The following is a 20,995-nucleotide window of genomic DNA, read 5'->3' on the forward strand; positions in this document are numbered from 1 at the left end:
TTGAATGTGCTGGTTATTGTCTGGCATGCCGTCCGTCGCGCACTGTACCTCAAACCTCTTCGGTCAATGTTGAGGTCGCACTCGAAACAGCGGGCATGAGACCTGCCCGGATCATACCCAGACAGCACAATAGCGGAAAAGCGATGGCAGATCGGTGAACACCCTTAGACACACACGATCTGGATGCAGGGCCGCACGCTCATGCGGCCGGTGTTGAACGCTTCTCTCAAGGAAACGCTGGGCCGCCCCAAGTTTGCTTGACCCCCTCGGGGGGCCTGACGTGTAAGCGGCAGGTCTGGGGGCGCTCAAACACTCACAAGCCGAGATCGGACAGTCCCGGATGGTCGTCCGGACGGCGCCCGAGCGGCCAGCGGTACAGACGGTCGGCTTCGCGAATCGGCAAATCGTTGATGCACGCATGGCGATGCGCCATCAATCCGTGCTCGTCGAACTCCCAGTTTTCGTTGCCGTACGAGCGGAACCAGTTGCCGGAATCGTCATGCCACTCATACGCAAACCGGACTGCGATGCGGTTATCCGTGTAAGCCCATAGCTCCTTGATCAGACGATAGTCGAGCTCCTTTGCCCACTTGCGGCGCAGCAGTCCGACAATTTCCTCGCGCCCCGTCACGAACTCCGCGCGATTTCGCCACACGCTCTGCGGCGTGTAGGCGAGCGACACGCGTTCGGGATCGCGGGTATTCCAGCCATCCTCCGCGGCACGCACTTTCTGGATCGCGGTTTCGCGCGTGAAGGACGGCACGGGTGGACGGGTTTCGATGCTATCGGTCATGGTTGCTCCAACGGTCAGGTGGACGCACGCCGGGATGGCGCGCGAGTGTGCGCGGATTCCGCGCTCAGTAATTGCTCTGCGGCGGCGCGTGCATCCAGCGCCGCGTCGGCTTCGCCGCTGACCAGCGCGACGCCGATGGCGCCGTCGATCAGGATCAGCCACTGGCGCGCGAGGCGCGCCGCGCGCCGGCCATCCGTGCCGCCGCTCTCGCCCAGATGCTCGCCGCACTGTGTGCGCACGAACGCCAACAAGCGCTCCTTGTGTTCGCGTGCGACGACGCGAATCGGATCATCGGGCGCGGCGATTTCGCCGGAAGCATTGAGGAACGCACAACCGTGGAAATCTTCCGAGGCAAACCACTCGCGCAAGACATCGAACATGCCGAGCAGCCGCGTGCGCGGGCTCTTGCCGTAGCGCAGCGTGTTTTCGGTAAACCAGTTCATCCAGCGTTCGTCACGACGTTCAAGCGCTGCGGCGACCAACGCATCCTTCGATTCGAAGTGCGTATAGAAGCTTTTGCGCGCCGTGCCGGACTGCCGGACGATCGCGTCCACCCCGGTTGCGTGGATGCCGTCGGCGTAAATCAGCGCTTCAGCAGCGTCGAGCAAGCGCTCGCGTGCGCTGCCAAGGGTCAAGGGTTCGTTTGAAGTAGCCATGAGCGAAGAGTAGAACGATCATTCTCCTTCGTCAAGAAGATTTCGAGCGATGGAATTTTTCGGGCGCCCGCAGCGTTAACTTGAAAGCCCGTGGAAAATGCCTGCGCGGGTGCGGCGCTTGCGTTATCGTGGCGTAAAGCAAACTAGGGGAACAAAGCGATGAAGCATTACGCTGTCCGCGCAATCATGGTGCGCACGTTATCGATCGGAGCGGTGGCGGTGGCAGCGGCGTGTACGCCGCTACAGGTCGTCACGCACTCAGTGACGCAAACCGAAGCGAGCGTCCCCGTGGGACAGTACACACTCGATGCGCATCATTGGAGCATCACGTTCGACGTCGATCACCTGAAGTATTCGCGCTTTACGATGCGCTTCGACCGCGCCACCGCCCAGCTTGACTGGAACGCAGGCGGCCTCGACAAGAGTTCGGTCGCGGCGACCATCGACGCCGCCAGCGTGGATACCAACGTGCCGTTGCTCGACAAGCTGGTCAAGGGCGACAACATGTTCGCTGTGGCGCAATATCCGCAGATCCGCTTCGTCAGCACGGGTTTTGAGCGCACCGGTGAGGCACGCGGCAAGCTCACAGGCAACCTGACGATTCGCGGCGCGACCGAACCGGTCACGCTCGACGTGGTCTTTAACGGCTTCGGGCCGGACCCGCTGACCAAGCAAAACACACTCGGCTTTTCCGCAGAAGGCAGCTTCAGCCGTTCGAAGTTCGGGTTGGGAACGTGGTATCCGGCTGTGGGCGATGACGTCCACGTGCGGATTCAGGCGGAATTCGACCGACCGACCGCAGCAGGTGCTTAAACGATGCGCCTAGGCTTTTGCGACCGGACGCGATTTGTTGGAAGACGAGAGGAAAGCCCGGAAGCGTGACGGCAAGGCAAGCCTGCCGGTCAGCTTCCGGACGCGCAAGACAAACTCAGGCCGTCCAGTCGAGAATCACCTTGCCGCTTTCGCCCGATAGCATCGTGGCGAACGCTTTCTGGTAATCGTCGACCGGGAAGTGATGTGTGAGAATCGGCGACAGGTCCAACCCGCTTTGCAGCATCGCCACCATCTTGTACCAGGTCTCGAACATCTCGCGGCCATAAATGCCCTTGATTTCCAGACCCTTGAAGATCACCTGGTTCCAGTCGATCGCAGTTTGTGCGGGCGGAATGCCGAGCAGTGCGACCTTGCCGCCGTGGTTCATCGCTTCGAGCATGCTGGTGAACGCGCTCGGCACGCCGGACATTTCCAGGCCCACATCGAAACCTTCGGTCATGTGCAGATCGGCCATCACCTCACGCAGCGATTCGCGCGAAACGTTCACGGCACGCGTCGCGCCCATCTTGCGGGCGAGTTCGAGCCGGTAGTCGTTGACGTCGGTAATCACGACGTTACGCGCGCCGACGTGCTTCGCAATCGCCACCGCCATAATGCCGATCGGCCCGGCGCCGGTAATCAACACATCCTCGCCGACCAGGTTGAACGACAGCGCCGTATGCGTGGCGTTGCCGAACGGATCGAAGATCGCAGCGAGATCGTCGGAGATTTCAGGCGGAATCTTGAAGGCGTTGAACGCCGGAATCACCAGGTACTCGGCGAATGCGCCTTCGCGGTTAACGCCCACGCCCACGGTATTGCGGCACAAATGCCTGCGCCCCGCACGACAGTTGCGGCAGAAGCCACAGGTGATATGGCCTTCGCCCGAGACCCGATCGCCGATCGCGAAGCCGCGGACTTCCTGGCCCATTTCGACGATCTCGCCGACGTATTCATGACCCACGTGCATCGGCACGGGAATCGTCTTCTGCGCCCAGTCGTCCCACTTCCAGATATGGATATCCGTGCCGCAGATCGCCGTGCGCTTGATGCGGATCATCACGTCGTTATGGCCGACTTCGGGCTTCGGGACGTCCGTGAGCGTCAGGCCCGGAGCGCGTTCGAGTTTTGCAAGTGCTTTCATGTGCGCCTCCAGATCAGATGATGCCGAGCGAACGGCCCACGCGTTCGAATGCATCCACGGCGCGGTCGATCTGTTCAGGCGTATGCGCCGCGCTCATCTGCGTGCGGATGCGCGCGCGGCCCTTCGGCACGACCGGGAACGAGAAACCGATCACGTAGACACCTTCCTTCAGCAGCGCATCGGCCATGCGCGAGGCGAGTTGCGCGTCACCGAGCATCACCGGGATGATCGGATGTTCGCCGGGAACCAGTGTGAAGCCGAGCGCGCTCATCTTGCTGCGGAAATGCGCGCCGTTCGCCCGCACGCGTGCGCGCAATTGCGCGCCTTCCGCGCTGGCAAGCAGCTCGAGCACTTTGAGCGAAGCCGCCGCGATGCTCGGCGTGAGCGTGTTCGAAAACAGATACGGGCGCGAGCGTTGCCGCAGCAGTTCGACGATTTCCTTGCGCGCCGCCACATAGCCGCCCGATGCGCCGCCCAACGCCTTGCCGAGCGTGCCGGTGATGATGTCGACGCGCGACAGCACCCCGCAATGCTCGGGCGTACCCCGGCCTTGCTCGCCGATGAAGCCGACTGCGTGCGAATCGTCCACCATCACGAGCGCACCGTAGCGGTCAGCCAGATCGCAGATGCCGGCGAGGTCGGCGATGATGCCGTCCATCGAAAACACGCCGTCCGTGGCGATCAGCTTGAAGCGCGCGCCGGCGGCGTCGGCTTCTTTCAGCTTCGCTTCGAGGTCGGCCAGATCGTTGTTCTTGTAGCGAAAGCGCTTGGCCTTTGAGAGCCGCACACCGTCGATGATGCTGGCGTGATTCAGTTCGTCGCTGATGATGGCGTCGGAGTCGTCGAGCAGCGTCTCGAACAGGCCGCCGTTCGCATCGAAACAGCTCGAATACAGAATGCAGTCGTCGGTTTGCAGAAACGCGGCGAGCGCCTGCTCCAATTCCTTGTGCACGGTCTGGGTGCCGCAGATGAAGCGCACCGAGGCCATGCCGAAGCCGTCGCGATCGAGCCCGTCTTTGGCGGCGGCGATCAGGCGGGCGTCGTCGGCGAGGCCCAGATAGTTGTTGGCGCAGAAGTTCAGGACCTCCGAGCCGTCGGCGAGCCGCACGTCAGACGATTGCGGACTCGCGATCACGCGCTCGGTCTTGTAGAAGCCGTCGGCGCGGATCTGCTCGAGCGTGCTGCGCAAATGAGCGAGGTAAGGTTCACGCATACATCAGTCTCCTGAAGGGAGGTAGACCGCGCAGCCGCGATGTTCGGCGCGTTGACGGCCTGCTATAGTCAGATATCGGTTTTATCGAACAATTTCGATTTTCCGAACGCAAGTTCGGTATGTCGAACAACTCTAAACGATGGGTTAGAAAATGGCAAGTTCGGGAACCCGGCGCGCGGCACCCAGCGCTGCACCCACTTTAGCCCAAACCGTGGCGGCGCCGCCGCGGGTGGGCGAACAGATCCAGCGGCTGCGCAGTGAGCGCCGCATGACGCTCGACGACCTGTCGCGTGCGGCGGGCGTGTCGAAGTCGATGCTGTCGGAAATCGAGCGCGACAAGGCCAATCCGACCATCGCGGTCGCCTGGCGGCTTACCAACGCGCTGGGCGTCAGCCTCGATTCACTGTTCGCGCAGCAGAAGGCGTCCGAAGCCATTGCCGTGTCCGGGCCGCACGAGATCCCGACGTTGAGCGGTCACGACGCCAAATATCAGTTGCGCGTGTGGGGGCCGATCGAACTGGCGGGCAAGTTCGAGTGGTACGAGCTGACGCTGCAGGCGGGCGGGGCGCTAGTGTCGAACGCGCACGAACCGGGCACGCGCGAGCATTTGACGGTGCTCAATGGGTCGATCGAGATCGAGGCCGCGGGCACCACCAAACGGCTAAAGGCCGCAGACACGGCGCGCTACGTCGCCGACGAACCTCATGCCATTCGCAATGCCGGCAAGAGCGAGGCGAAAGCGCTGCTGGTGGTGATTCACGGCTGAGCGCCGGGGATACCTCGCGTCAGTTTATGCGCCCCGGATGATGACGCGGGCTTGAATGCCTGGCCATCTGGCCGAGGTTGATTTGAGCACTGTATGTTTGTACAGTATACCCAGATTGACCGGAGCCGAAATGAACGAACTGACAACCCATCACGCCGACCACGGCCTGGCTGCGCTGCGCTTCCAGACCGCGGCGCGCGATCTCGAACACATCGTCCGCAGCATTGCTGCGCGCTACATCGTGCAGCAAGTTCCACTAACCTGGCGGCTACTCCATGCTATCGAGGCAGAAGCCCTTGCCGACCTCGGCTTCGCCAGCCGGCATGACGCGCTGATGCTCGGCCTGTTCCAGCGGCCTTCCGCACTCCCTTATCCCGAGACCGATGATCCGGTGGATTTTGGCGCCTCGAACGCGTTGCCGGCGGTGTTCGCATTCGCGGTTTCCGTGTATGAAGAAGCGCATCGCAATGCTGTGCCGGCTGTGCCGGCGCAAGGCGCCGTTCGGCGCTCGCGCGCCTGGGGCGGCTGAGCGCGGTCTGGTTGGGCCGGGCGGTCCATCGGTCCGTTCATCGGACTTTGTTGACTATCGAACAGGAGGCGTCTGACCTACAATAATACGCAACTAACGGTTAAGCAGACTATGGTCTCTCCCCACTCGCCCGGCTCCGCCGACCGAGACATCCCCACCTCGGATCTGTTCGATCAGCAACGCGAAGACTGGCGTCGCCATCCACGCATTGCTTTCGACACCTGGCTCTCGAAGCAACACTTTCGCCGCTCGTCGGCCGAAGTGTATCAAGCGCAATGGGGACTCTTTCTCGACTGGATGGCGCTCAGGCATACCACCCTCACGACCGTCGATACGCGCACGATCGCCGATTTCGTCGCCGGGCTAGCGATTCGCAAACCGCAGCGAGTCCGCTATCTTCGTTTGATCGAACGCGTACTCGACCATGTTCGGGAAATCGAGCTTGCCTCGACCAACCCTGCACGGTTTATCGCTCAGGACGGTGAGGCCGCCTGGCGCAATGCTCTGGATAACGAACCAACTGGATTTCTGACTACGCAGGAGCGGGCGCTACTGGTCGCACATCTGTTCTCACCCATCAGCGAACTATCCGCGGCGCAACGCTGGCGGGAGCGCCGCGATCGTGCGCTGATCGCAGTGTTTCTAGGTGGTGGACTGAAGACGGGCGAGGCTCGATCGCTAACGGTTAGTTGCGTATTGCCGGGCTCGCCCTGGGTGACGATCGAGTCACCGAATCCAACGACGACCCGACGCACGCGGCTTGCGCCGTTCGCCGTGGCTGCATTGGATGCATGGCTTGCGGAACGGCGCCTCTCAGAGCTCGCCGGGAATCTGGTGTTTCCCGCGTCGCCCTCCGGTCGGCCCATGCACAAGGCCACCATGCTGCGTTCCGTCGATGCGCTGATCGAAGCCGCGGGTTTTTCCGACTCGCGTGAATCGCGCGCGAGTCCTCAGACTCTGCGCAACACGTTCGCGGCGGATCTGTTCGAGACAGGTGTTGCCCCGGATCTGGTCGGGCAATGGCTCGGCTTTATGCAGCCGGTTTCTGCTAACCGGCTGCACCGTGCCTGGAAAAACTGGTCAGATCAGCAAAAAATCCTGACCTCTGACGCAGTGCAATCAGACCACGCCGCGGAAGGAACGGTGTCGCCTGAAACGCATCCGGCCGAGTAGGCGTGCGAAAGCCTTCCTGAAAAACCTCACCTTTTCGGTTCCAGACGGTCCCGGATTAGCTCACCTTTCACCGCTTTTTTGTTGCATGGCGGCGAAATCGGTGAGGCCCGTCTATGCCACCGACGTCACCGGTCGGGACGACAGAAACCGCGTCACCGCCTCGAGACGCGAATGTCCCGGTCCGGACGAGTGCTCGCACTCCGGGCACTGGAGTTCGTAGCGGTGATCGACCTCCGAGAGTTCCGGTTCACCTTCCTCACATTTTGGGCAGCGCAACGGCAGCGCCACATGACCGTCCGCGACAGTGCCGATCGTCGCCATTTCGGTATCGCTCAAGCGGCCGGAACTGGCAAGTATGCACAGCAGATCCGCGACGGCGGGATCTATGCCTTGTTGAGCGCGCAACGTCGCCATTTCATTAGTGAGCGCGTCAAGTTCATCGGATTGTTCGCGCAGTTGCGCATCCAACCGATCTCCACGGGCCTTGGCGGCCGCAATTTGCTGGATGAACTCGAATTCCTTACGGCTGGCATCGCGCACACCGGTCTGATAAGTCGCTGCCATGCTGCGCAACGAGTCGAGCTCGACCAGCATGGGCTTTACACGCCGTTCGGCTTCCGCGACCGCGTCTTTGATCTGCTGCGCATAGTGTTCGGTACTGTGGCGCAAATCGAGATGTAGCGCATCGATCCGGTCACGCAAAGTCGCGTTAGTGGATTGCTCGCTTTCGAGGCGTTTGCGCAACGTTTCATTTTCAGCGTCAAGCCGACGCACACTGGACTGCAAACTGTCGTGGTGGGCGGTGCCGTGCGAATTGGCCGTCGCCAATTCTGCTTCAAGCGCGCGAACACGTTCCCAAGCGGCGTCCGCTCGCGCATCGCTGCGGCGAATCGCTTCTTCGGAAGCTTGCCGGCGAATTTCGGCCTCGCGCGTCTCCCGCTCCGCCGCCTCGATCTGCGTCTGGATATCCGCGCGCTCACCGTCGAAGGTCGTGCGTGCGTGGGCGATGGCCTCCTCGAATAACGCGCCGAGAAGTTCTCCGGCACGGTCTTCAAGGATTTTCGGAATGTTACCGGCACCAACTCGTACCCGTGAGGCGGTGCGGATTCGCTCCCAGAAGCTGTCGATGTCCTTGGGAATATCGCTAGCGCTGCCGGTTTGGGTCAGATCACGGACAGCAGCCATAGATGGCCGGATGCCAAGATCGAAGAAAAGACGCTTGCAGGCGTGCAACGACAATTCCTGGCGACGGGCGCCGCTTTCACGCATCGTTTCGAGTTCCTGCCGGATCGCTTGCCGTTCCTCGTCCAGATTCATTTACACCTCGATATGGCTGGGGTTCGATGAATCATAACAATTTACGTATCATTTGCTACAACTTTATCGGCAGAAATGCTTTTCTTGCGAATCGGTGTGGAAGGGAGTCGTTGTGAGCTACGTGGCAGCGCCCTAGTGCAGAATTTCCGTGAAACAAAACGAAGAATAGCCAATAAGTCTTTGGAATGAAACGGGATTTTCGGTTTCTTGTGCGGAACCTGACTGTTTCACGAAGCGGAATGGCGGCGTGGGGTGAGGACAGAAGCTGTCCGAAGGGCACACGGGGGATGAAATTCTTGAGAGTAATAAAAGTAAACACCCTTGAACCCTTGTTAAAAACGTTAACGCCACGGCAGATCCTTACCAGGCAAGGGTTTCAGCGGAGTCAGGTGAAGCTTTACGGGACGCCTGGTGAGGGCTTGCGGGATAGTCGAGTGATGAGGTTCAGGGACCCTGGTGAGGGCCTGCGGGACACTGAGTGAGCGGGTTCAGGAGACGCTTACAAAATGCCGGTTTAGCAAAGGTGAGGTTTTGCGGGACCAGACGGGCCGTGCGGCCCAGCCGGACGTAAAAACTACCTGAAACACATGGGAGCGCTGCGGTGAGCGCTTTCGGGACGGATTCTAAAGCCATTTTCCAGCCCAAATTTGGGGCGCCGGAGACCTTTGGTGAGGCAACGCGGGAGAAAACGCGCCGTCAAGGTGAGGATTTACGGGTAGCGAGGCGAATTTATGCCCGAATTTTGAGCATCGAGCCCCTAAGGTGAGATTTTCCGGGAGCGTAGACAGGCCTCCGAGGAGGGTTGACACTCCGAACCGACCTGGATTTGAGGTATGACCGGCAAAGGTGAGCTTTCTCGGGAGATGCGCCGGGGTGCTTCGATGGGCATGCAAAACTGCACCGTTTGGACTAGAGGTGAGCGTTTTCGGGAGCCAATTCGGCGGGGAAAATCAGCTCAGGTGAGGTTTTTCGGGAGGAAGTTTGCAGTTACTTACGGGAAATGCCCCGCTGAGCTTGATTGGTGAGAGCGAATTCGTCGGCGCTGAATTCTCGATGGTGAGGTTTTTCGGGAGTTTGCGGCGAGCAGACGATCCGACTGGCTGCGGCTGGAAACGATTCTGAAGGTGAGGCTTTTCGGGACCCTTTTAGTTGAAGCGATACACGATATGTTTTCTGTAAGTGCATGAAAATATTAATTATTTTCATGTTTTAACGGAAAGGTGAGACTTTTCGGGAGTTGGATGGGGCTCTGCTGTAGTCAACTCATGAGGGAGCGTTTTGGACCAAAGGTGAGGCTTTTCGGGAATCTTTTGTTGCTTTATTCCTATGCAATTTGGCTTGGGCCGCGTGTTTCCGCGGGTTCGGTTGGAGTAAAGGTGAGGGTTTTCGGGGGCTTAGGCGAGGGATCGTGACTGACGGTGGGGCGTAGGCAAGGTGTGCGTCCGGGGTATCGTGGGATGGCAGGCGAAAGTCGTTCGGTATGCCCCCGGTGGCGACTGGGTTTGTCGCGGATTGCGCTGCTGAGGTGGGTGCGCTGGCAGATAGTCGAGGCCGTCGAAGGTTGATCGAGAGTCTGCGGACGTTTCGTCGACGGTATCGCCGTCTTGACGTCACTCGCCGCCGTGAGCTGTACGGTGCGATCAACACCATGTGGCCGTCTCACCATGACTTTGGTTATCGTTTGCAGGCAGCGCAGGCAGCGCAGGCAGCGCAGGCAGCGCAGGCAGCGCAGGCAGCGCAGGCAGCGCAGGCAGCGCAGGCAGCGCAGGCAGCGCAGGCGGCGCAGGCAGCGCAGGCAGGTGGCCGGCCAGACGGTCTTAGGTCGCGTCGTCAGGGGTTTGCTGTTGGCCGGCCTGCGAGGAGACGCGTCCAGTGACGTGCCCGCTGGGTACGGCCGGTGCTGGACGCTGACCGTGCGTCGTGCGCAGCGCGCCGAGGCGTAATGGGTGACACGGCAAACCACCCGGCTGCGACGGCGCCGTGATCCGTGGCGAATCCGGACTCGGAGTGCTGTCTTGGTGCCACGATTTTCCCTACTACCAGAATGAGAATGCCCCACTTTGTCCTCGCTCCAGGTTGCGAACTGCACTCGGGTGCCGAACCATCCAGGAGTGCTGATCAAGTCGCGAATTCGCGACAATTTTTAAGGTGAGTCGATACGGGAGCGTAAACCTCCCGATTACGATTCACCCTGGAACGGGCCATTTTTGCCTGGGCCGCGAGGAGCAAAGACACCCGCAACCTGGCGTCAAATGGTTGAGGTGAGTATTTTCGGGAGTGAACCGAGGTGAGTCACGCGCCGTAAACTCACTTCACCGGGAATGGTGAGAGGGTCCCTATAGACGTGCTTCACCACAGCCGGTATGCTCTCGCCAAATCCCTCCTCGACCCGACGCATGGCCACGAAGCGCGCGAAGAAGACTGATGTGGTGAGCCCGAGCTCGGCTGAATTGCGCAAAGCCGTCGAGGCGATCGCGATTCAGCCCAAGAGCGGCAAGATCACCCTTCTCACCCGAAAGCTGTTCAATGTTCTGCTGGCGGTTGCCCAGCAGGCAGACGAGTCCGGCGATACCTACCGGGCGCTGCTGTCCGATATTGTTGCCAACTCCGCATTCGATTCGAACGACACTGCGCTCGTCAAGGAGCACCTGCGTCGCATGGTGTCGGTGCAGGTCGAATGGAGTACCGGCACCTCGAGTCAGAAGCCCGGCCGCAAGTGGGGCATCTCGACGCTGATTGCCGATGCGGAAATTCTCGAAGACCCGACCACGCGGCGCGTGTGGGTCGAGTTCTCCTTTGCGCCGAAGATCAAGAAAAAGCTGCTCGACCCGGTGCAGTACGCGCGTTTGAGCCTCCAGTTCCAGAGCCAGTTGCGCAGTAGCGCGGGCTTGGCCCTGTACGAGATCTGCGTGCGCTATCTGACCAACCCGAGCCACCTGACGATGCGCGAGTCGTGGGAGTGGTGGCGGCCGATTCTCTCCGGCACGCCGGATACGGAAGCGGGCGACGAAGCAAAGCGCGAGTATAAGTACTTCAAGCGCGATTACCTGCGGCCGGCTATCGCCGAGGTCAACGCGGTCACCAATATCTTTGTCGAGCTGATCGAGCACCGTGAGGGCCGCCGGGTTGCCGAGATCCAGTTCCGTGTGACCGAGCGCAAGCAGCCGATGCTAGCGCTCGACGAGCATCCGAACGTGTTCGACAGCACACTGGTCGACCGGATGGTGAAGATCGGCATTCCGCTCAAGGAAGCGCAGACGCTCTACGCGGATAGCGAAGAAAACCGCATCCGCGCCGCTTTGCAGATGACGGAGCAACGCATGCGCAGCACGTCGCTGCCGCCGGTACGCAGTGCGCCGGCCTTGTTCAAGGACGCGTTGAAGAAGGGTTATGCCCCGCCGGTCGAGGCCTTGTCGTCGGGAAGCGGTGGCAAGGCGGCAGTAGCCGCGCCGGCTGACGATCTGAAGGCGCGCTTGCTGGGAGAGTATTCGGCTTATCGTCGCAAGGAAGCGCGTGCGCTCTACGACGAGCAAGGCGAGACGGAGCGCGAAGTGGCGCGCCGCTCATTTGAAGAAAGTGAATTGCAGGATCTGGGTTCGCACATGCGCGACGATTGGCGCAGGCGTGGGCTGGACTCGAAGCTCGCGGAGACGGCCTTCTTCGACTGGCTGGCCCGTAAGACCTGGGGCGAGCCGACTGACGGCGATCTGCTCGCCTTTACCTTGAGTCAGTCGCGCGCGGCCTGACACCCCTCTGCTATGTGCGGCGCCGCTTCCGGCGCCGCACTCTCCTTACTTCTGCTGCAACATCTGCTCGATCTGCCTCAGGATGTCGTCACGCTTCTCTTTCGATAGACCCTTCAGGCGGAGTTCGATACGGTCTTCGCCGTACGTCTTCAGATCACCCACTGCGACCCCGTCGAGCTTGATCTCAAGGCGCTGCGCATAGCGTTGCCGCCCTGCTACCTTGGTGCTTTCCTGAGCGCTCGCGCGACCCTTCACGATGTCGGCAACCTGTCGCGTGCTGAGATCGTCCGACAGGATCTTGTTGATCAGCCGTAACGTGGCGTCGGAGCCGCGGGCGCCGTGATAACGCCCTACCTGGTAAGCCATGTTCGAGCCGAAACGGTCTGTGCGCGCGACCATCTCCTGCATCACCACTTCGGGTAACTTGGCAATCGACAAGGCGACCGCGACTGTCGATTCGTCCAGTCCAAGATGTTCAGCCAGCTCCTTCTGACTCTGGAAGTACTTCTCGTCCAGAAAGCGCTTCCAGACGATGGCGTTATCGAACACCGTCTGCGAGTCGCGTTGAACGTTCAGGTCGTAGCCAAGCTTGTAGCTCTGAATGCCGATTGGCAGATCGATCACGATCGCCTTCACCGACTCCTTGTTGGCTTCCTTCAACGCTCGCACGCGACGGCCACCGTCGCTGACGAAGTAAGTACCAGGATTGTCGTAGTCAGGGATCACGTGGATCGCTTGCTGCTGACCCTGCTTCGCCAGGTTGACCGCCAGCTCGGCAATCGACGACTTCAGATAGAAATAGCGCGGGTTAAACGGGCTGGGCTTGATCGCTTTAAGTGCGAGCTCGATTACCTGTCCCGGACGGTATCCATGTTCAATACGCCACGCGTGGTATTCGGCGGATTCGTTCAGCGTGTCCACCGGATCGGCTTCGGCAACAACAGCCGGGGAAGTGGGCTGGCTCGAGCGGCCGGCGAGGTCGGCGGCCTTCGGTGCATTCTGTACCAGGCCATCGATGGCATTGAGCCGGTCGAGGGCGGTTCGCTTTTCGCTGCTAGTCGTATCCGGACGTGCTTGAAAGCCTTTAGCAAATTGGGAGGGTTTCATTCAGTGTCCTTTATGCGCATAAATTCAGGGGAGCAGGGCGGCGATCTCGTCGGCGAACGCGCGCACTTCGGCGGCAGCCAGTTTGGCGCCGCGGTCATTCATTTGCAGCACGGTTTGCCCGAGGGCCATGGCCTGCTTATAGGCTTCGCGGGTGGGTATCTGCGTCTTCAGCAGCGGGAAGCCCAGTTCTTCCAGCGCCCGCTTGAGTTCGCGGGTCAGCATCCGCTTCTCTTCGGTCTTGTTCAGTAGGAAGACGGCGCGCAGGTCTTCGTTCATCGCCTGTGCTTGCTGGATCAGCTTCACCAATCCCACGCTCGACCAATAATCGGCCGGCGATGAGGAGGTCGGGATGATGGCTACGGTCGCTGCGAGCAAGACGACACCGGAGACTTTTTCGGTGATGGAGGGCGGGCAGTCCACCACGATGATGTCGTAGTCTGCTACGAACTTCTTGATCTCGCGGTGGATCTGGCCACCAAATTCCGAGAGGTTGACGACCGGGAAGGGGATGCCGGATTCGCTATCGGAGGATGCGCTGGTCCAATGCACCAGTGTGTTTTGGCCGTCAGCGTCTACGACGAGGACGCGCTTACCTTTCTCATGGAAGGCAGCGCCGAGGTGCATCGCGATAGTGCTTTTCCCGACCCCGCCCTTCTGCTGTGTTACCGCGATGATTTCTGCTGCCAATCTTCACCTCCTCTTTTTAGACGCTGTTGGATTTTACCTTGATGATTTTCTATTTCAATCGTTTTGTCGTAAACGTACGACGCGTTAGCCATTCGGCAGAGGTTTATGCGCATAAACGACCCGAGGCGGTTGCTGAAGCAGTTGCCGCGTAAGCTCATGAGCGAGCGATGCAGGGTGAACTATGGGCTGGCAACGTGGCGGTGATGTGGCCATTGCGTCGGGCGAGTGAGTCCACTTGAGAGATGCGTGCTCGACCTTGGGTGTGTGGACCCGGAGGACTGAGGCAACTGGGTAGTGATTACGGTTCGCCCGCGTGTGAACTCATGATTCAGGCACTTCTTGCGGCATCGTGCCTGGGTAGTTAGGTGGTGCGATCTGGAGGTTGGTCTTTGTGCGATCAGATCAAGGTGGAACGGCGAGACGATTTGATGGTTAGATCCACCGCGAGATCAGGAGAACGGCGAGACTAGAACGACAGCACCAAAACGACGCTTAAGGTACGGTCAAGACATTGACTTTATGCGCATAAACAACGCGCCTGCTGCCTAGCATCGCAGATGCGCGACGCCGCACAGAACCGACGAGTCCTCCCCCCCAAAGGTCAGTGCTGACATTAAGCGCTCGCACACCCGCGACCGCTCACTCCACCACGACCTAGCGTCTCGTACCCTGCCTACGCTATCCAAACCGCCCCCTCGCCCACCTCTCGGTTAATCACGGATAACAGCGATAAAAATATAAAACGCAATTTACTCATCCAGCAATAGCGCGCGCCTTCAACTCCAATCGATCCCGGCGACGGCGCCCCCCAACACCTGCTTCCCACTTTGCGACTCTCCGCCACCAAACCATCCCTCCAATGAACGCTAAAATTCCCACCTCCCAACGCGCTCTTGCGACCGACCTGTCCTCATGATCACGATCTATCACAACCCCCGCTGCTCCAAATCCCGAAGCACCTGCGAACTGATCACCAACACCTACAACACGGCCAACGAACCCGTAGAAATCGTCGAATATCTGAAACACCCGCTATCAGCGGCGCAACTGAAAACCTTCAACGCCATGCTCGGCTGTCCAGTCCGCGAAATGTTGCGCGACACGGAATCCGCATTCCAGGAACTTGGTCTGGGCAACCCCGAGCTTTCTGACGATCAGTTATACGAAGCGATCGAGCAGCATCCCATCCTGATGCAGCGTCCGATTGTTGTGCGCAATGGTCGGGCCGTAATCGGCCGCCCGCCCGAGAATGTCAAAACACTATTCGAGTGAGCCGGCACGATCGAGTCACGTCACCCGGCAAGCGACGCAAGTAACCACGCTACGAAACAACCTGCACTACGCACCGAAAATTATCCGGCCCACCTGTGCTAGCACACCTCGCTACGCCTCAGCCCGGCCGCCCGCTACAATCGCCGTCATCCGCGCATAGCCGTGGCGGCGTCAATCGACAAAAAGGGACATCGTGCATTTACCGACAACACTCGCGTCGTGGTCGCCCCACGACACCCAACTGATTCTTTCGTGCGTGCTGGGGCTTGCACTGATCATCGTTTTCATCAGTGTCTTGAAACTTGCCCCGTTTCTGTCGATTCTGGTCGGCACCTTCGCCGCGGGCTTTGCCGCAGGCCTGCCGCTCGAAGCAGTGGCCGGCGCATTCAGCAAGGGCGCGGGCGCACTCCTCGGCGACGTGGGCATCATCATTGCGCTAGGCGCGATGCTCGGTGCGCTGATGGCCGAGTCCGGCGCGGCCGACCGGCTGGTGTCGACGATCCTCAAGCATTCCACGCCACGCTTGCTGCCTTGGATGATGGCGCTGGTGGCGATCATCATCGGCCTGCCGCTGTTCTTCGAAGTGGGTCTGGTGATGATGGTGCCGATCATCTTCGTGATGGCGCGCCGCTCCCAACAGCCGATCTTGCGGATCGCGATTCCCGCGCTGGCGGGCATGACCACACTCCACGCGCTGCTGCCGCCGCACCCGGGTCCGCTGATCGCAGTGAGCGCATTGCACGCCGACCTCGGCCTCACACTGGGTCTCGGTCTGATCGTTGCGATTCCGGCGGTGATTCTGGCCGGACCGCTGTACGGCATCTGGTTATCCAAACGCATGCACGTGGTCGAGCCGGAGGAAATGGGCCAACTCTTCACGGCCCACAACGACACAGCCGAGCCTCCGAGCTTCGCCATTTCGCTGATCACCATCCTGCTGCCGGTCATTCTGATGTTGGGCCGCACCGTCGCCAAGCTGCTGCTCCAGCCGGAGACGTTCCTCTTCAATGCGCTCAACTTCCTCGGCGAGCCGCTGGTGGCCCTCGGTCTGACGGTGTTGTTCGCGATCGTGGCACTCGGCTGGTCGCGAGGCATGCCGCGCGATCGCGTGAGCGGCATCCTGCGCAAAAGCCTGCCGCCAATCGCCGCTCTGCTGCTGACCATCGGCGCCGGTGGCGGGCTCAAACAGGCGCTGGTGGTTGCCGGCATCAGCACGGCCATCGGCAAGATCGCGGTGGGCGCGCACATGCCTTTGATCCTGCTGGCGTGGCTGATCGCCGTCGCATTGCGTCAGGCCACCGGTTCCGCCACCGTCGCCACGACGACGACAGCCGGTATCGTCGCGCCGGTCGTGCTGGGCCTCAGCCCGGCCCACAATTCGCTGATGGCGCTCGCCATCGGTGCCGGCTCGGTGTTTTTCTGCCACGTGAACGATGCGGGCTTCTGGATGGTGCGCGAATACTTCGGCCTGAAGTTGAAGCAGACTGTGTTCGTCTGGTCGATCCTGCAGACTATTGTCTCCGTGGTCGGCCTCGCGCTCACCCTGCTGCTGTGGGGCGTGCTGACCTGAACGGAGGGCGCCGGCGCGGCGGGCGGCGACTAATACCGGACTGGACCGGCACATCGTCTGCCCCGCGCCCGCTTTTACAGCATGGCATTCGAAGGCGTGATACGACGCGCCGTTTTTCTGTCTGAATCGGGAGTCTGCGATGTTGGAACTGAGACCGTCCTGCGAACGCTGCGGCAAGCACCTGCCCCCCAACGCACCCGACGCCATGATCTGCAGCTACGAATGCACGTTCTGCGAGGTCTGCGCGTTGAGCGCGCTGTCTAATGTCTGTCCGAATTGTGGCGGCAACTTCCAGCATCGACCCATCCGCCCGCGCGCGATGCTTGCGAAGCATCCCGGCAGCACCGAATCGCGCACACCGCACGTTGACGAAGCCGGGCATGCGGCTTTTCTTGAGCGATATCGTCTGACGCCGCCCGGCGAGCGCTAGGCGGCCCCCTCGGCTCACCCGCGAGTTAGTCATCCGAACGAATTTCGTTGCGGCCGCTGATCTCACGCGAAGCGGCACGCAACAGACTGATCTGCTTGCGGTAGTTGCGGCAGCCGCTGCAGGTCGGCAGATGCAAGCCGACCGCGATCCATTCCCCCGCCCGCAACGGCCGGTCGAGCGCGTCCGATAGCAGGCGCGTGATGTTTTTACACTTCCCCATTCGCATCCTCTCTGGAAAGGCCTTTTTCGGTCAGGCAAGTGCGTAGCCTGAGCCGCGCACGGTAGATCAGGACGCTGCAGTGATTGGCGGTCATCTGCAATTCGGTGCAGATCTCGTCGGTTTCGAGATCGAGGAACTCTCGCATCATGAACACCCGCCCAATCTGCTCGGGCAGATGATCGAGGCATATCTCGAAGAGCTGCCAGAACTGCTGCTGGCGTAGCGCTGTCTCGGGCGTCGGCCAGGGGCGCGGTTTGGCCTCGCTGGACCAGTGGCCGTTGTCCTTGAACAGTTCGCGGTCGAGCAGCGCTTCGTCTTCGAGTTCGGAATCGAGGTCCGCCAGGTTGACCGTGCGTTTGCGGGCGCGCAGCGTGTCGACGAGTTTGTGGCGCAGGATGCCGAACACCCAGGTCTTATGCTCCGATTGCGCGGCGAACCGGTCGGCCTGCGACCACGCGGCAGCGAGCGCTTCCTGGACGGCATCTTCGGCGGCTGCGGCATCGCGCAATTGGAGCCGGGCAAAGCGCAGCAGGTCTCGTCGCAGTTGCGTGAGGTAAAGCGGGTCGTCGAAGGCGGGGCCGGCCGTCTGCGTCATGCGAGCCTCCGGCGTACCGAGCTTGGGTGCGAGGCGGCCGGCATCCCCGCCGGCATGCTTAGCCTGCCCGAGCCTGCTCGTGAATCGGTCATCTTCATAGGGGAATATTTTTATAAGCGCCCGAGGCGGGCTTGGCGCCCATTCTCTCGCACGTTCCTGCCGGAGCAAACTGGAATTCGACATCGCTCCGCCCACCATCGGTGACCTCAATATGTTTGAGTCGGCTGGAGGGCGAATTTATGACAGTCGCAGCGCAGGAAATTCATTATTTCTCAATTTGAAAGTAGCCGTCCGGCGCAATAGCTGCTCCGCCTTGCTGTGCCGGCCTCTGCTTGCATCGAGCCGTCGTTCGGACCGCTGCTGGAAAGGCGATTATTGCGCTTTTGAAGAGAATGTCTTCGCAACTTCGCTGTTTTTATGTAGACGCTTCATCGATATTCTCCAGCCATCGAATCGATCGTCCCGCGATCGCGAAACCCACGCTGAGTTGAGGAATATCACCATGAAACGCATCCTGTCGGCCCTGATCGCCTCTGTTGCACTGTTCGCCGCCGTGTCGGGCACTGCCGACGCCGCTGCTCCGGCCAAGTGCAACGGCCCTGCGTCGTACTGCAACGTGTTCTTCGGTCAGTAAGCGTTTCCAGCCACGCGGCGCGGCTTATCGCGTGGCTTGTTGATCCGAAAAAATGGGCGCCTTTATTAAGGCGCCCATTTTTATTCAGCAAAGCAAAATATCCGTTTTCCTTAATTTGGGGCATGCACGTGGCTCGACCAGCAACCGTTGACAAGCCGTCTCGTGTCGTTCGAAAATCACGATCCATTGCTGTGCATCTGCGCTGCGGTGACTCCGCTGTGTCGGAAGCGATCGTCGTTCGCGCGTATCGGCGCCGCCCGCACCTGCGGCAGGATTGCCTGCCGCCAGAATCGCAGCCATAGTCCGTAGGCGCCGCGAGGCCTGCGCGACTATCGCGGCGCCCAGGCGGCTGTCAGGGCCGCCTGACGCATCTTGTTACGCTTTCGCGCTGATTCTTAACAAAATGGTCATTTGCCTTAAATCGCCGCAGGCCGGAGACGTGCTTGACTGGAAAGGCAAATCCCTCACTTATCCACAAGGTTATTCAGTGAAATTGTGGATAACTTCCCGGCACTCCAGGTTATCCACCGGGCCGCGCAGACAGAGTGATGCAACCCCTTATTTTTCCGCTCCGCAGCCGCGCTTTTCGGCCGGGTTCGCTCCTCAATTCGCGCAGGCGCCGCTTATGATTAGAACGCGGACCCTTTCGCGCTGCGCGCGCTTTCACTGAGGAAACGAACCATGGCCCTTCATATCGCCGTTGTGGTTGGCAGCCTGCGCCGGGAGTCGTACAACCGGCAACTGGCACAAGCGCTGATTTCCCTTGCCCCCGCTGACCTCTCATTCGAATTTCTCGACATCGGCAACTTGCCGCTCTACTCCCAGGACTATGACGCGGACTTTCCGGAAGTCGCCCGCCAGTTCAAGCAGAAGATCGAAGCTGCCGATGGCCTGCTCTTCGTCACGGCCGAGTACAACCGCTCGATCCCTGGCGTGCTGAAGAATGCGCTGGACTGGGGTTCGCGCCCGTGGGGCACGAATTCGTGGGCGGGCAAGCCGGGTGGCGTGGCCGGCACGTCGTTGGGCGCGACCGGCACGGCGTTGGCACAGCAGCATCTGCGCAATGTGCTGGCCTATCTGGATGTCGCGCTGCTCGGTCAGCCGGAAATGTTCATCAAGCATAACCCTGCGGCAATCGACGCCGGCGGCAATATCCTCAACGACGACACCCGCAAGTTCCTGCAAACGTTCGTCGATCGCTATGTTGCGTGGGTGAAGCGGTTTGCGGGTTAAGTAGCTGTGCTAGCTGCAGCGCGGACCTGCATCCCCTGCACATCGCACACGGCGGGCGGCGCGATGCCGCCCGCCTTTTCGCACGCCGCGCCGCTCCCGGCGCTTCTCCCTGTGACGTCACACGTGATGATGTCCCGTCACCCGATCCCAGCCGTGCCGCACGGCTACCTTGAACCTTTCCCACGTATTGGTCGCCTCGGGCGAGGTGGTCTCCCAGTGACGCCGCGCTTCCGGCTCCACCTCGTCCCAGGGACGGTCGCGATAGACCGCGTCGCGGGCGAGGCTCGCGCCGTACCGGTACGCGGGCACGTAGTCCTCATAGCGGGTGTCGCCGCTCGCGTATTGCTCGTCGTAGTGATTGCGGAAGTCCTCTTCGTACTCGAGAAATTCGTCCGGAATGGTCTCGCCCTCCAGGGGTTCCGGCCGTCGCGCCGCAGGCGCGACATCGACGGGCGTAAACACGGCTCCAAAGCCCGGTGCACTGCCGGCGGCGATGGTGTTGAGCGTCGCCGCCTCGCTGAGCGTGCGCGTCGTCCGCTGTTCTTCGGCACGAGGCTCGGCGGGCGCTGCCGGCGTATCCCGCGGCGGATTGCTGCCGGTGCTGGCGGAGTGGTCTCGCGCCGGGGCGGCGCTGCTCAGCCCGAGTTCGTCGAGCACCGAGTGTTCGCGGCGCGTGTCCGGATCATCCAGTGCGGCATCCCAGCCTGGGAGGCGTTCGCCGATATCGGTGGCGCCCAGCCGCGCCAGTGTTTTGCTCGCTAGCTCCGCATGCGCTTCGCTGGCCGCATTCACGCAGACCAGCACGGCGCCGCGGCGCACGGCGTCCGCGTAGTGCTCGGCCTGAGCCGTGCGCTGTTCCTTCGCGAACAGGCTGGCAACGAAACGTTCGATATTCGCAAGGAGGCCGGCGCCGGCCGCGGCGTCGCTCGCCGCGGTGGCCGAGGAGATGGGGTTGGCTTGCAGTTCGATGGTGTCGGCGGCGAAGCCGGTCTGGACGAGCGTATCGCGCGCGCTTTCCGCCTGGGTGTAGGTGTCGAATAGACCAATCACGGTGTGTCGCATGGCTGTCTCCCCACTGCTTGCCGGGTGGCCGTCGC

20 protein-coding genes are annotated in these 20,995 nt (G+C 61.0%); 10 read left to right on the forward strand and 10 right to left on the reverse strand.

The features are described from left to right. Positions 1-313: 313 nt before the first annotated feature. The gene (locus tag AC1ECK_RS27190) at positions 314-793 is read right to left on the reverse strand and encodes a nuclear transport factor 2 family protein (RefSeq protein WP_480324689.1); all 480 of its coding nucleotides are present in this window, start codon (positions 791-793) and stop codon (positions 314-316) included. A gap of 14 nt (positions 794-807) precedes the next feature. Then, the gene (locus AC1ECK_RS27195; protein ID WP_480324691.1) at positions 808-1,449 is read right to left on the reverse strand and encodes a TetR/AcrR family transcriptional regulator; all 642 of its coding nucleotides are present in this window, start codon (positions 1,447-1,449) and stop codon (positions 808-810) included. A gap of 159 nt (positions 1,450-1,608) precedes the next feature. Between AC1ECK_RS27195 and AC1ECK_RS27200 the strand changes: the two genes are divergently transcribed. Further along, a complete protein-coding gene (locus AC1ECK_RS27200; RefSeq protein WP_480324694.1) occupies positions 1,609-2,262 on the forward strand; it encodes a YceI family protein in 654 nt (217 codons plus the stop codon). 115 nt (positions 2,263-2,377) lie between these two features. On the opposite strand, the gene tdh is transcribed toward AC1ECK_RS27200, so the two are convergent. Together tdh and AC1ECK_RS27210 are read right to left on the reverse strand one after the other, a co-directional pair. Next, positions 2,378-3,406 (reverse strand): L-threonine 3-dehydrogenase, encoded by a 1,029-nt coding sequence (tdh, locus tag AC1ECK_RS27205; RefSeq protein WP_480324696.1) that lies wholly within the window; start codon positions 3,404-3,406, stop codon positions 2,378-2,380. Positions 3,407-3,419: 13 nt separating this feature from the next. Next, complete coding sequence (locus AC1ECK_RS27210; protein WP_480324698.1) at positions 3,420-4,619, reverse strand: glycine C-acetyltransferase; 1,200 nt, start codon at positions 4,617-4,619, stop codon at positions 3,420-3,422. 151 nt (positions 4,620-4,770) lie between these two features. On the opposite strand from AC1ECK_RS27210, the gene AC1ECK_RS27215 reads away from it, so the two are divergent. The 3 genes from AC1ECK_RS27215 to AC1ECK_RS27225 all read left to right on the forward strand — a co-directional run bounded on the left by AC1ECK_RS27215 (position 4,771) and on the right by AC1ECK_RS27225 (position 7,087). After that, on the forward strand, positions 4,771-5,385 hold the full coding sequence (locus tag AC1ECK_RS27215; RefSeq protein WP_480324700.1) for a helix-turn-helix domain-containing protein: 615 nt from the start codon (positions 4,771-4,773) through the stop codon (positions 5,383-5,385). A 130-nt stretch (positions 5,386-5,515) separates the two neighbouring features. Beyond that, positions 5,516-5,914 (forward strand): DUF2471 family protein, encoded by a 399-nt coding sequence (locus tag AC1ECK_RS27220; RefSeq protein WP_480324702.1) that lies wholly within the window; start codon positions 5,516-5,518, stop codon positions 5,912-5,914. A gap of 111 nt (positions 5,915-6,025) precedes the next feature. Then, positions 6,026-7,087: a tyrosine-type recombinase/integrase gene (locus tag AC1ECK_RS27225; RefSeq protein ID WP_480324704.1), complete on the forward strand. Its 1,062-nt coding sequence runs from the start codon at positions 6,026-6,028 to the stop codon at positions 7,085-7,087. 111 nt (positions 7,088-7,198) lie between these two features. Here the strand turns inward: AC1ECK_RS27225 and AC1ECK_RS27230 are convergent, their stop codons facing one another. Next, a complete protein-coding gene (locus tag AC1ECK_RS27230) occupies positions 7,199-8,404 on the reverse strand; it encodes a DNA-binding protein (RefSeq protein ID WP_480324706.1) in 1,206 nt (401 codons plus the stop codon). 2,396 nt (positions 8,405-10,800) lie between these two features. Between AC1ECK_RS27230 and AC1ECK_RS27235 the strand changes: the two genes are divergently transcribed. After that, a complete protein-coding gene (locus AC1ECK_RS27235; protein ID WP_480324708.1) occupies positions 10,801-12,150 on the forward strand; it encodes a RepB family plasmid replication initiator protein in 1,350 nt (449 codons plus the stop codon). 45 nt (positions 12,151-12,195) lie between these two features. On the opposite strand, the gene AC1ECK_RS27240 is transcribed toward AC1ECK_RS27235, so the two are convergent. Both AC1ECK_RS27240 and parA read right to left on the reverse strand, forming a co-directional pair. Further along, positions 12,196-13,257, reverse strand: a complete 1,062-nt coding sequence (locus AC1ECK_RS27240) for a ParB/RepB/Spo0J family partition protein (RefSeq protein ID WP_480324710.1) — start codon at positions 13,255-13,257, stop codon at positions 12,196-12,198. Between the two features lie 24 nt (positions 13,258-13,281). Continuing rightward, positions 13,282-13,944 carry a ParA family partition ATPase gene (gene parA / locus AC1ECK_RS27245; protein WP_090681573.1) on the reverse strand — a complete coding sequence of 221 codons (663 nt, stop codon included), beginning with the start codon at positions 13,942-13,944 and terminating at the stop codon, positions 13,282-13,284. Positions 13,945-14,856: 912 nt separating this feature from the next. On the opposite strand from parA, the gene arsC reads away from it, so the two are divergent. The 3 genes from arsC to AC1ECK_RS27260 all read left to right on the forward strand — a co-directional run bounded on the left by arsC (position 14,857) and on the right by AC1ECK_RS27260 (position 17,216). Next, positions 14,857-15,216: an arsenate reductase (glutaredoxin) gene (gene arsC / locus AC1ECK_RS27250; protein ID WP_480324712.1), complete on the forward strand. Its 360-nt coding sequence runs from the start codon at positions 14,857-14,859 to the stop codon at positions 15,214-15,216. Between the two features lie 193 nt (positions 15,217-15,409). After that, a complete protein-coding gene (locus tag AC1ECK_RS27255) occupies positions 15,410-16,786 on the forward strand; it encodes a GntT/GntP/DsdX family permease (RefSeq protein WP_480324714.1) in 1,377 nt (458 codons plus the stop codon). 139 nt (positions 16,787-16,925) lie between these two features. Then, positions 16,926-17,216: a DUF1272 domain-containing protein gene (locus AC1ECK_RS27260; RefSeq protein ID WP_480324716.1), complete on the forward strand. Its 291-nt coding sequence runs from the start codon at positions 16,926-16,928 to the stop codon at positions 17,214-17,216. 25 nt (positions 17,217-17,241) lie between these two features. Here AC1ECK_RS27260 and AC1ECK_RS27265 read toward each other — a convergent pair whose 3' ends face one another. Further along, positions 17,242-17,436, reverse strand: a complete 195-nt coding sequence (locus AC1ECK_RS27265) for a zf-HC2 domain-containing protein (protein WP_480324718.1) — start codon at positions 17,434-17,436, stop codon at positions 17,242-17,244. Further along, positions 17,423-18,031 (reverse strand): RNA polymerase factor sigma-70, encoded by a 609-nt coding sequence (locus AC1ECK_RS27270; protein ID WP_480324720.1) that lies wholly within the window; start codon positions 18,029-18,031, stop codon positions 17,423-17,425. The genes AC1ECK_RS27265 and AC1ECK_RS27270 overlap by 14 nt, the downstream gene beginning before the upstream one ends. 211 nt (positions 18,032-18,242) lie before the next feature. Here AC1ECK_RS27270 and AC1ECK_RS27275 point away from each other — a divergent pair, with 211 nt between their 5' ends. Both AC1ECK_RS27275 and AC1ECK_RS27280 read left to right on the forward strand, forming a co-directional pair. Continuing rightward, entirely contained in the window at positions 18,243-18,665 is a 423-nt protein-coding gene (locus AC1ECK_RS27275; protein WP_480324755.1) for a hypothetical protein, read from the forward strand. Between the two features lie 681 nt (positions 18,666-19,346). Then, positions 19,347-19,898 carry an NADPH-dependent FMN reductase gene (locus AC1ECK_RS27280; protein ID WP_480324722.1) on the forward strand — a complete coding sequence of 184 codons (552 nt, stop codon included), beginning with the start codon at positions 19,347-19,349 and terminating at the stop codon, positions 19,896-19,898. Between the two features lie 117 nt (positions 19,899-20,015). Here the strand turns inward: AC1ECK_RS27280 and AC1ECK_RS27285 are convergent, their stop codons facing one another. Beyond that, positions 20,016-20,960, reverse strand: coding sequence for a hypothetical protein (locus AC1ECK_RS27285; RefSeq protein ID WP_480324724.1), 945 nt, complete (start codon positions 20,958-20,960; stop codon positions 20,016-20,018). Between the last annotated feature and the right edge of the window lie 35 nt (positions 20,961-20,995).

It is taken from the genome of Paraburkholderia sp. SSBN10T, assembly GCF_056619545.1.

Bases quoted from the DNA above. Each gene is read 5' to 3' on its own strand.
- AC1ECK_RS27190 (WP_480324689.1), bottom strand. From the start codon at position 793: ATGACCGATAGCATCGAAACCCGTCCACCCGTGCCGTCCTTCACGCGC.
- AC1ECK_RS27195 (WP_480324691.1), bottom strand. From the start codon at position 1,449: ATGGCTACTTCAAACGAACCCTTGACCCTTGGCAGCGCACGCGAGCGC.
- AC1ECK_RS27200 (WP_480324694.1), top strand. From the start codon at position 1,609: ATGAAGCATTACGCTGTCCGCGCAATCATGGTGCGCACGTTATCGATC.
- tdh (WP_480324696.1), bottom strand. From the start codon at position 3,406: ATGAAAGCACTTGCAAAACTCGAACGCGCTCCGGGCCTGACGCTCACG.
- AC1ECK_RS27210 (WP_480324698.1), bottom strand. From the start codon at position 4,619: ATGCGTGAACCTTACCTCGCTCATTTGCGCAGCACGCTCGAGCAGATC.
- AC1ECK_RS27215 (WP_480324700.1), top strand. From the start codon at position 4,771: ATGGCAAGTTCGGGAACCCGGCGCGCGGCACCCAGCGCTGCACCCACT.
- AC1ECK_RS27220 (WP_480324702.1), top strand. From the start codon at position 5,516: ATGAACGAACTGACAACCCATCACGCCGACCACGGCCTGGCTGCGCTG.
- AC1ECK_RS27225 (WP_480324704.1), top strand. From the start codon at position 6,026: ATGGTCTCTCCCCACTCGCCCGGCTCCGCCGACCGAGACATCCCCACC.
- AC1ECK_RS27230 (WP_480324706.1), bottom strand. From the start codon at position 8,404: ATGAATCTGGACGAGGAACGGCAAGCGATCCGGCAGGAACTCGAAACG.
- AC1ECK_RS27235 (WP_480324708.1), top strand. From the start codon at position 10,801: ATGGCCACGAAGCGCGCGAAGAAGACTGATGTGGTGAGCCCGAGCTCG.
- AC1ECK_RS27240 (WP_480324710.1), bottom strand. From the start codon at position 13,257: ATGAAACCCTCCCAATTTGCTAAAGGCTTTCAAGCACGTCCGGATACG.
- arsC (WP_480324712.1), top strand. From the start codon at position 14,857: ATGATCACGATCTATCACAACCCCCGCTGCTCCAAATCCCGAAGCACC.
- AC1ECK_RS27260 (WP_480324716.1), top strand. From the start codon at position 16,926: ATGTTGGAACTGAGACCGTCCTGCGAACGCTGCGGCAAGCACCTGCCC.
- AC1ECK_RS27265 (WP_480324718.1), bottom strand. From the start codon at position 17,436: ATGGGGAAGTGTAAAAACATCACGCGCCTGCTATCGGACGCGCTCGAC.
- AC1ECK_RS27270 (WP_480324720.1), bottom strand. From the start codon at position 18,031: ATGACGCAGACGGCCGGCCCCGCCTTCGACGACCCGCTTTACCTCACG.
- AC1ECK_RS27275 (WP_480324755.1), top strand. From the start codon at position 18,243: ATGTTTGAGTCGGCTGGAGGGCGAATTTATGACAGTCGCAGCGCAGGA.
- AC1ECK_RS27280 (WP_480324722.1), top strand. From the start codon at position 19,347: ATGGCCCTTCATATCGCCGTTGTGGTTGGCAGCCTGCGCCGGGAGTCG.
- AC1ECK_RS27285 (WP_480324724.1), bottom strand. From the start codon at position 20,960: ATGCGACACACCGTGATTGGTCTATTCGACACCTACACCCAGGCGGAA.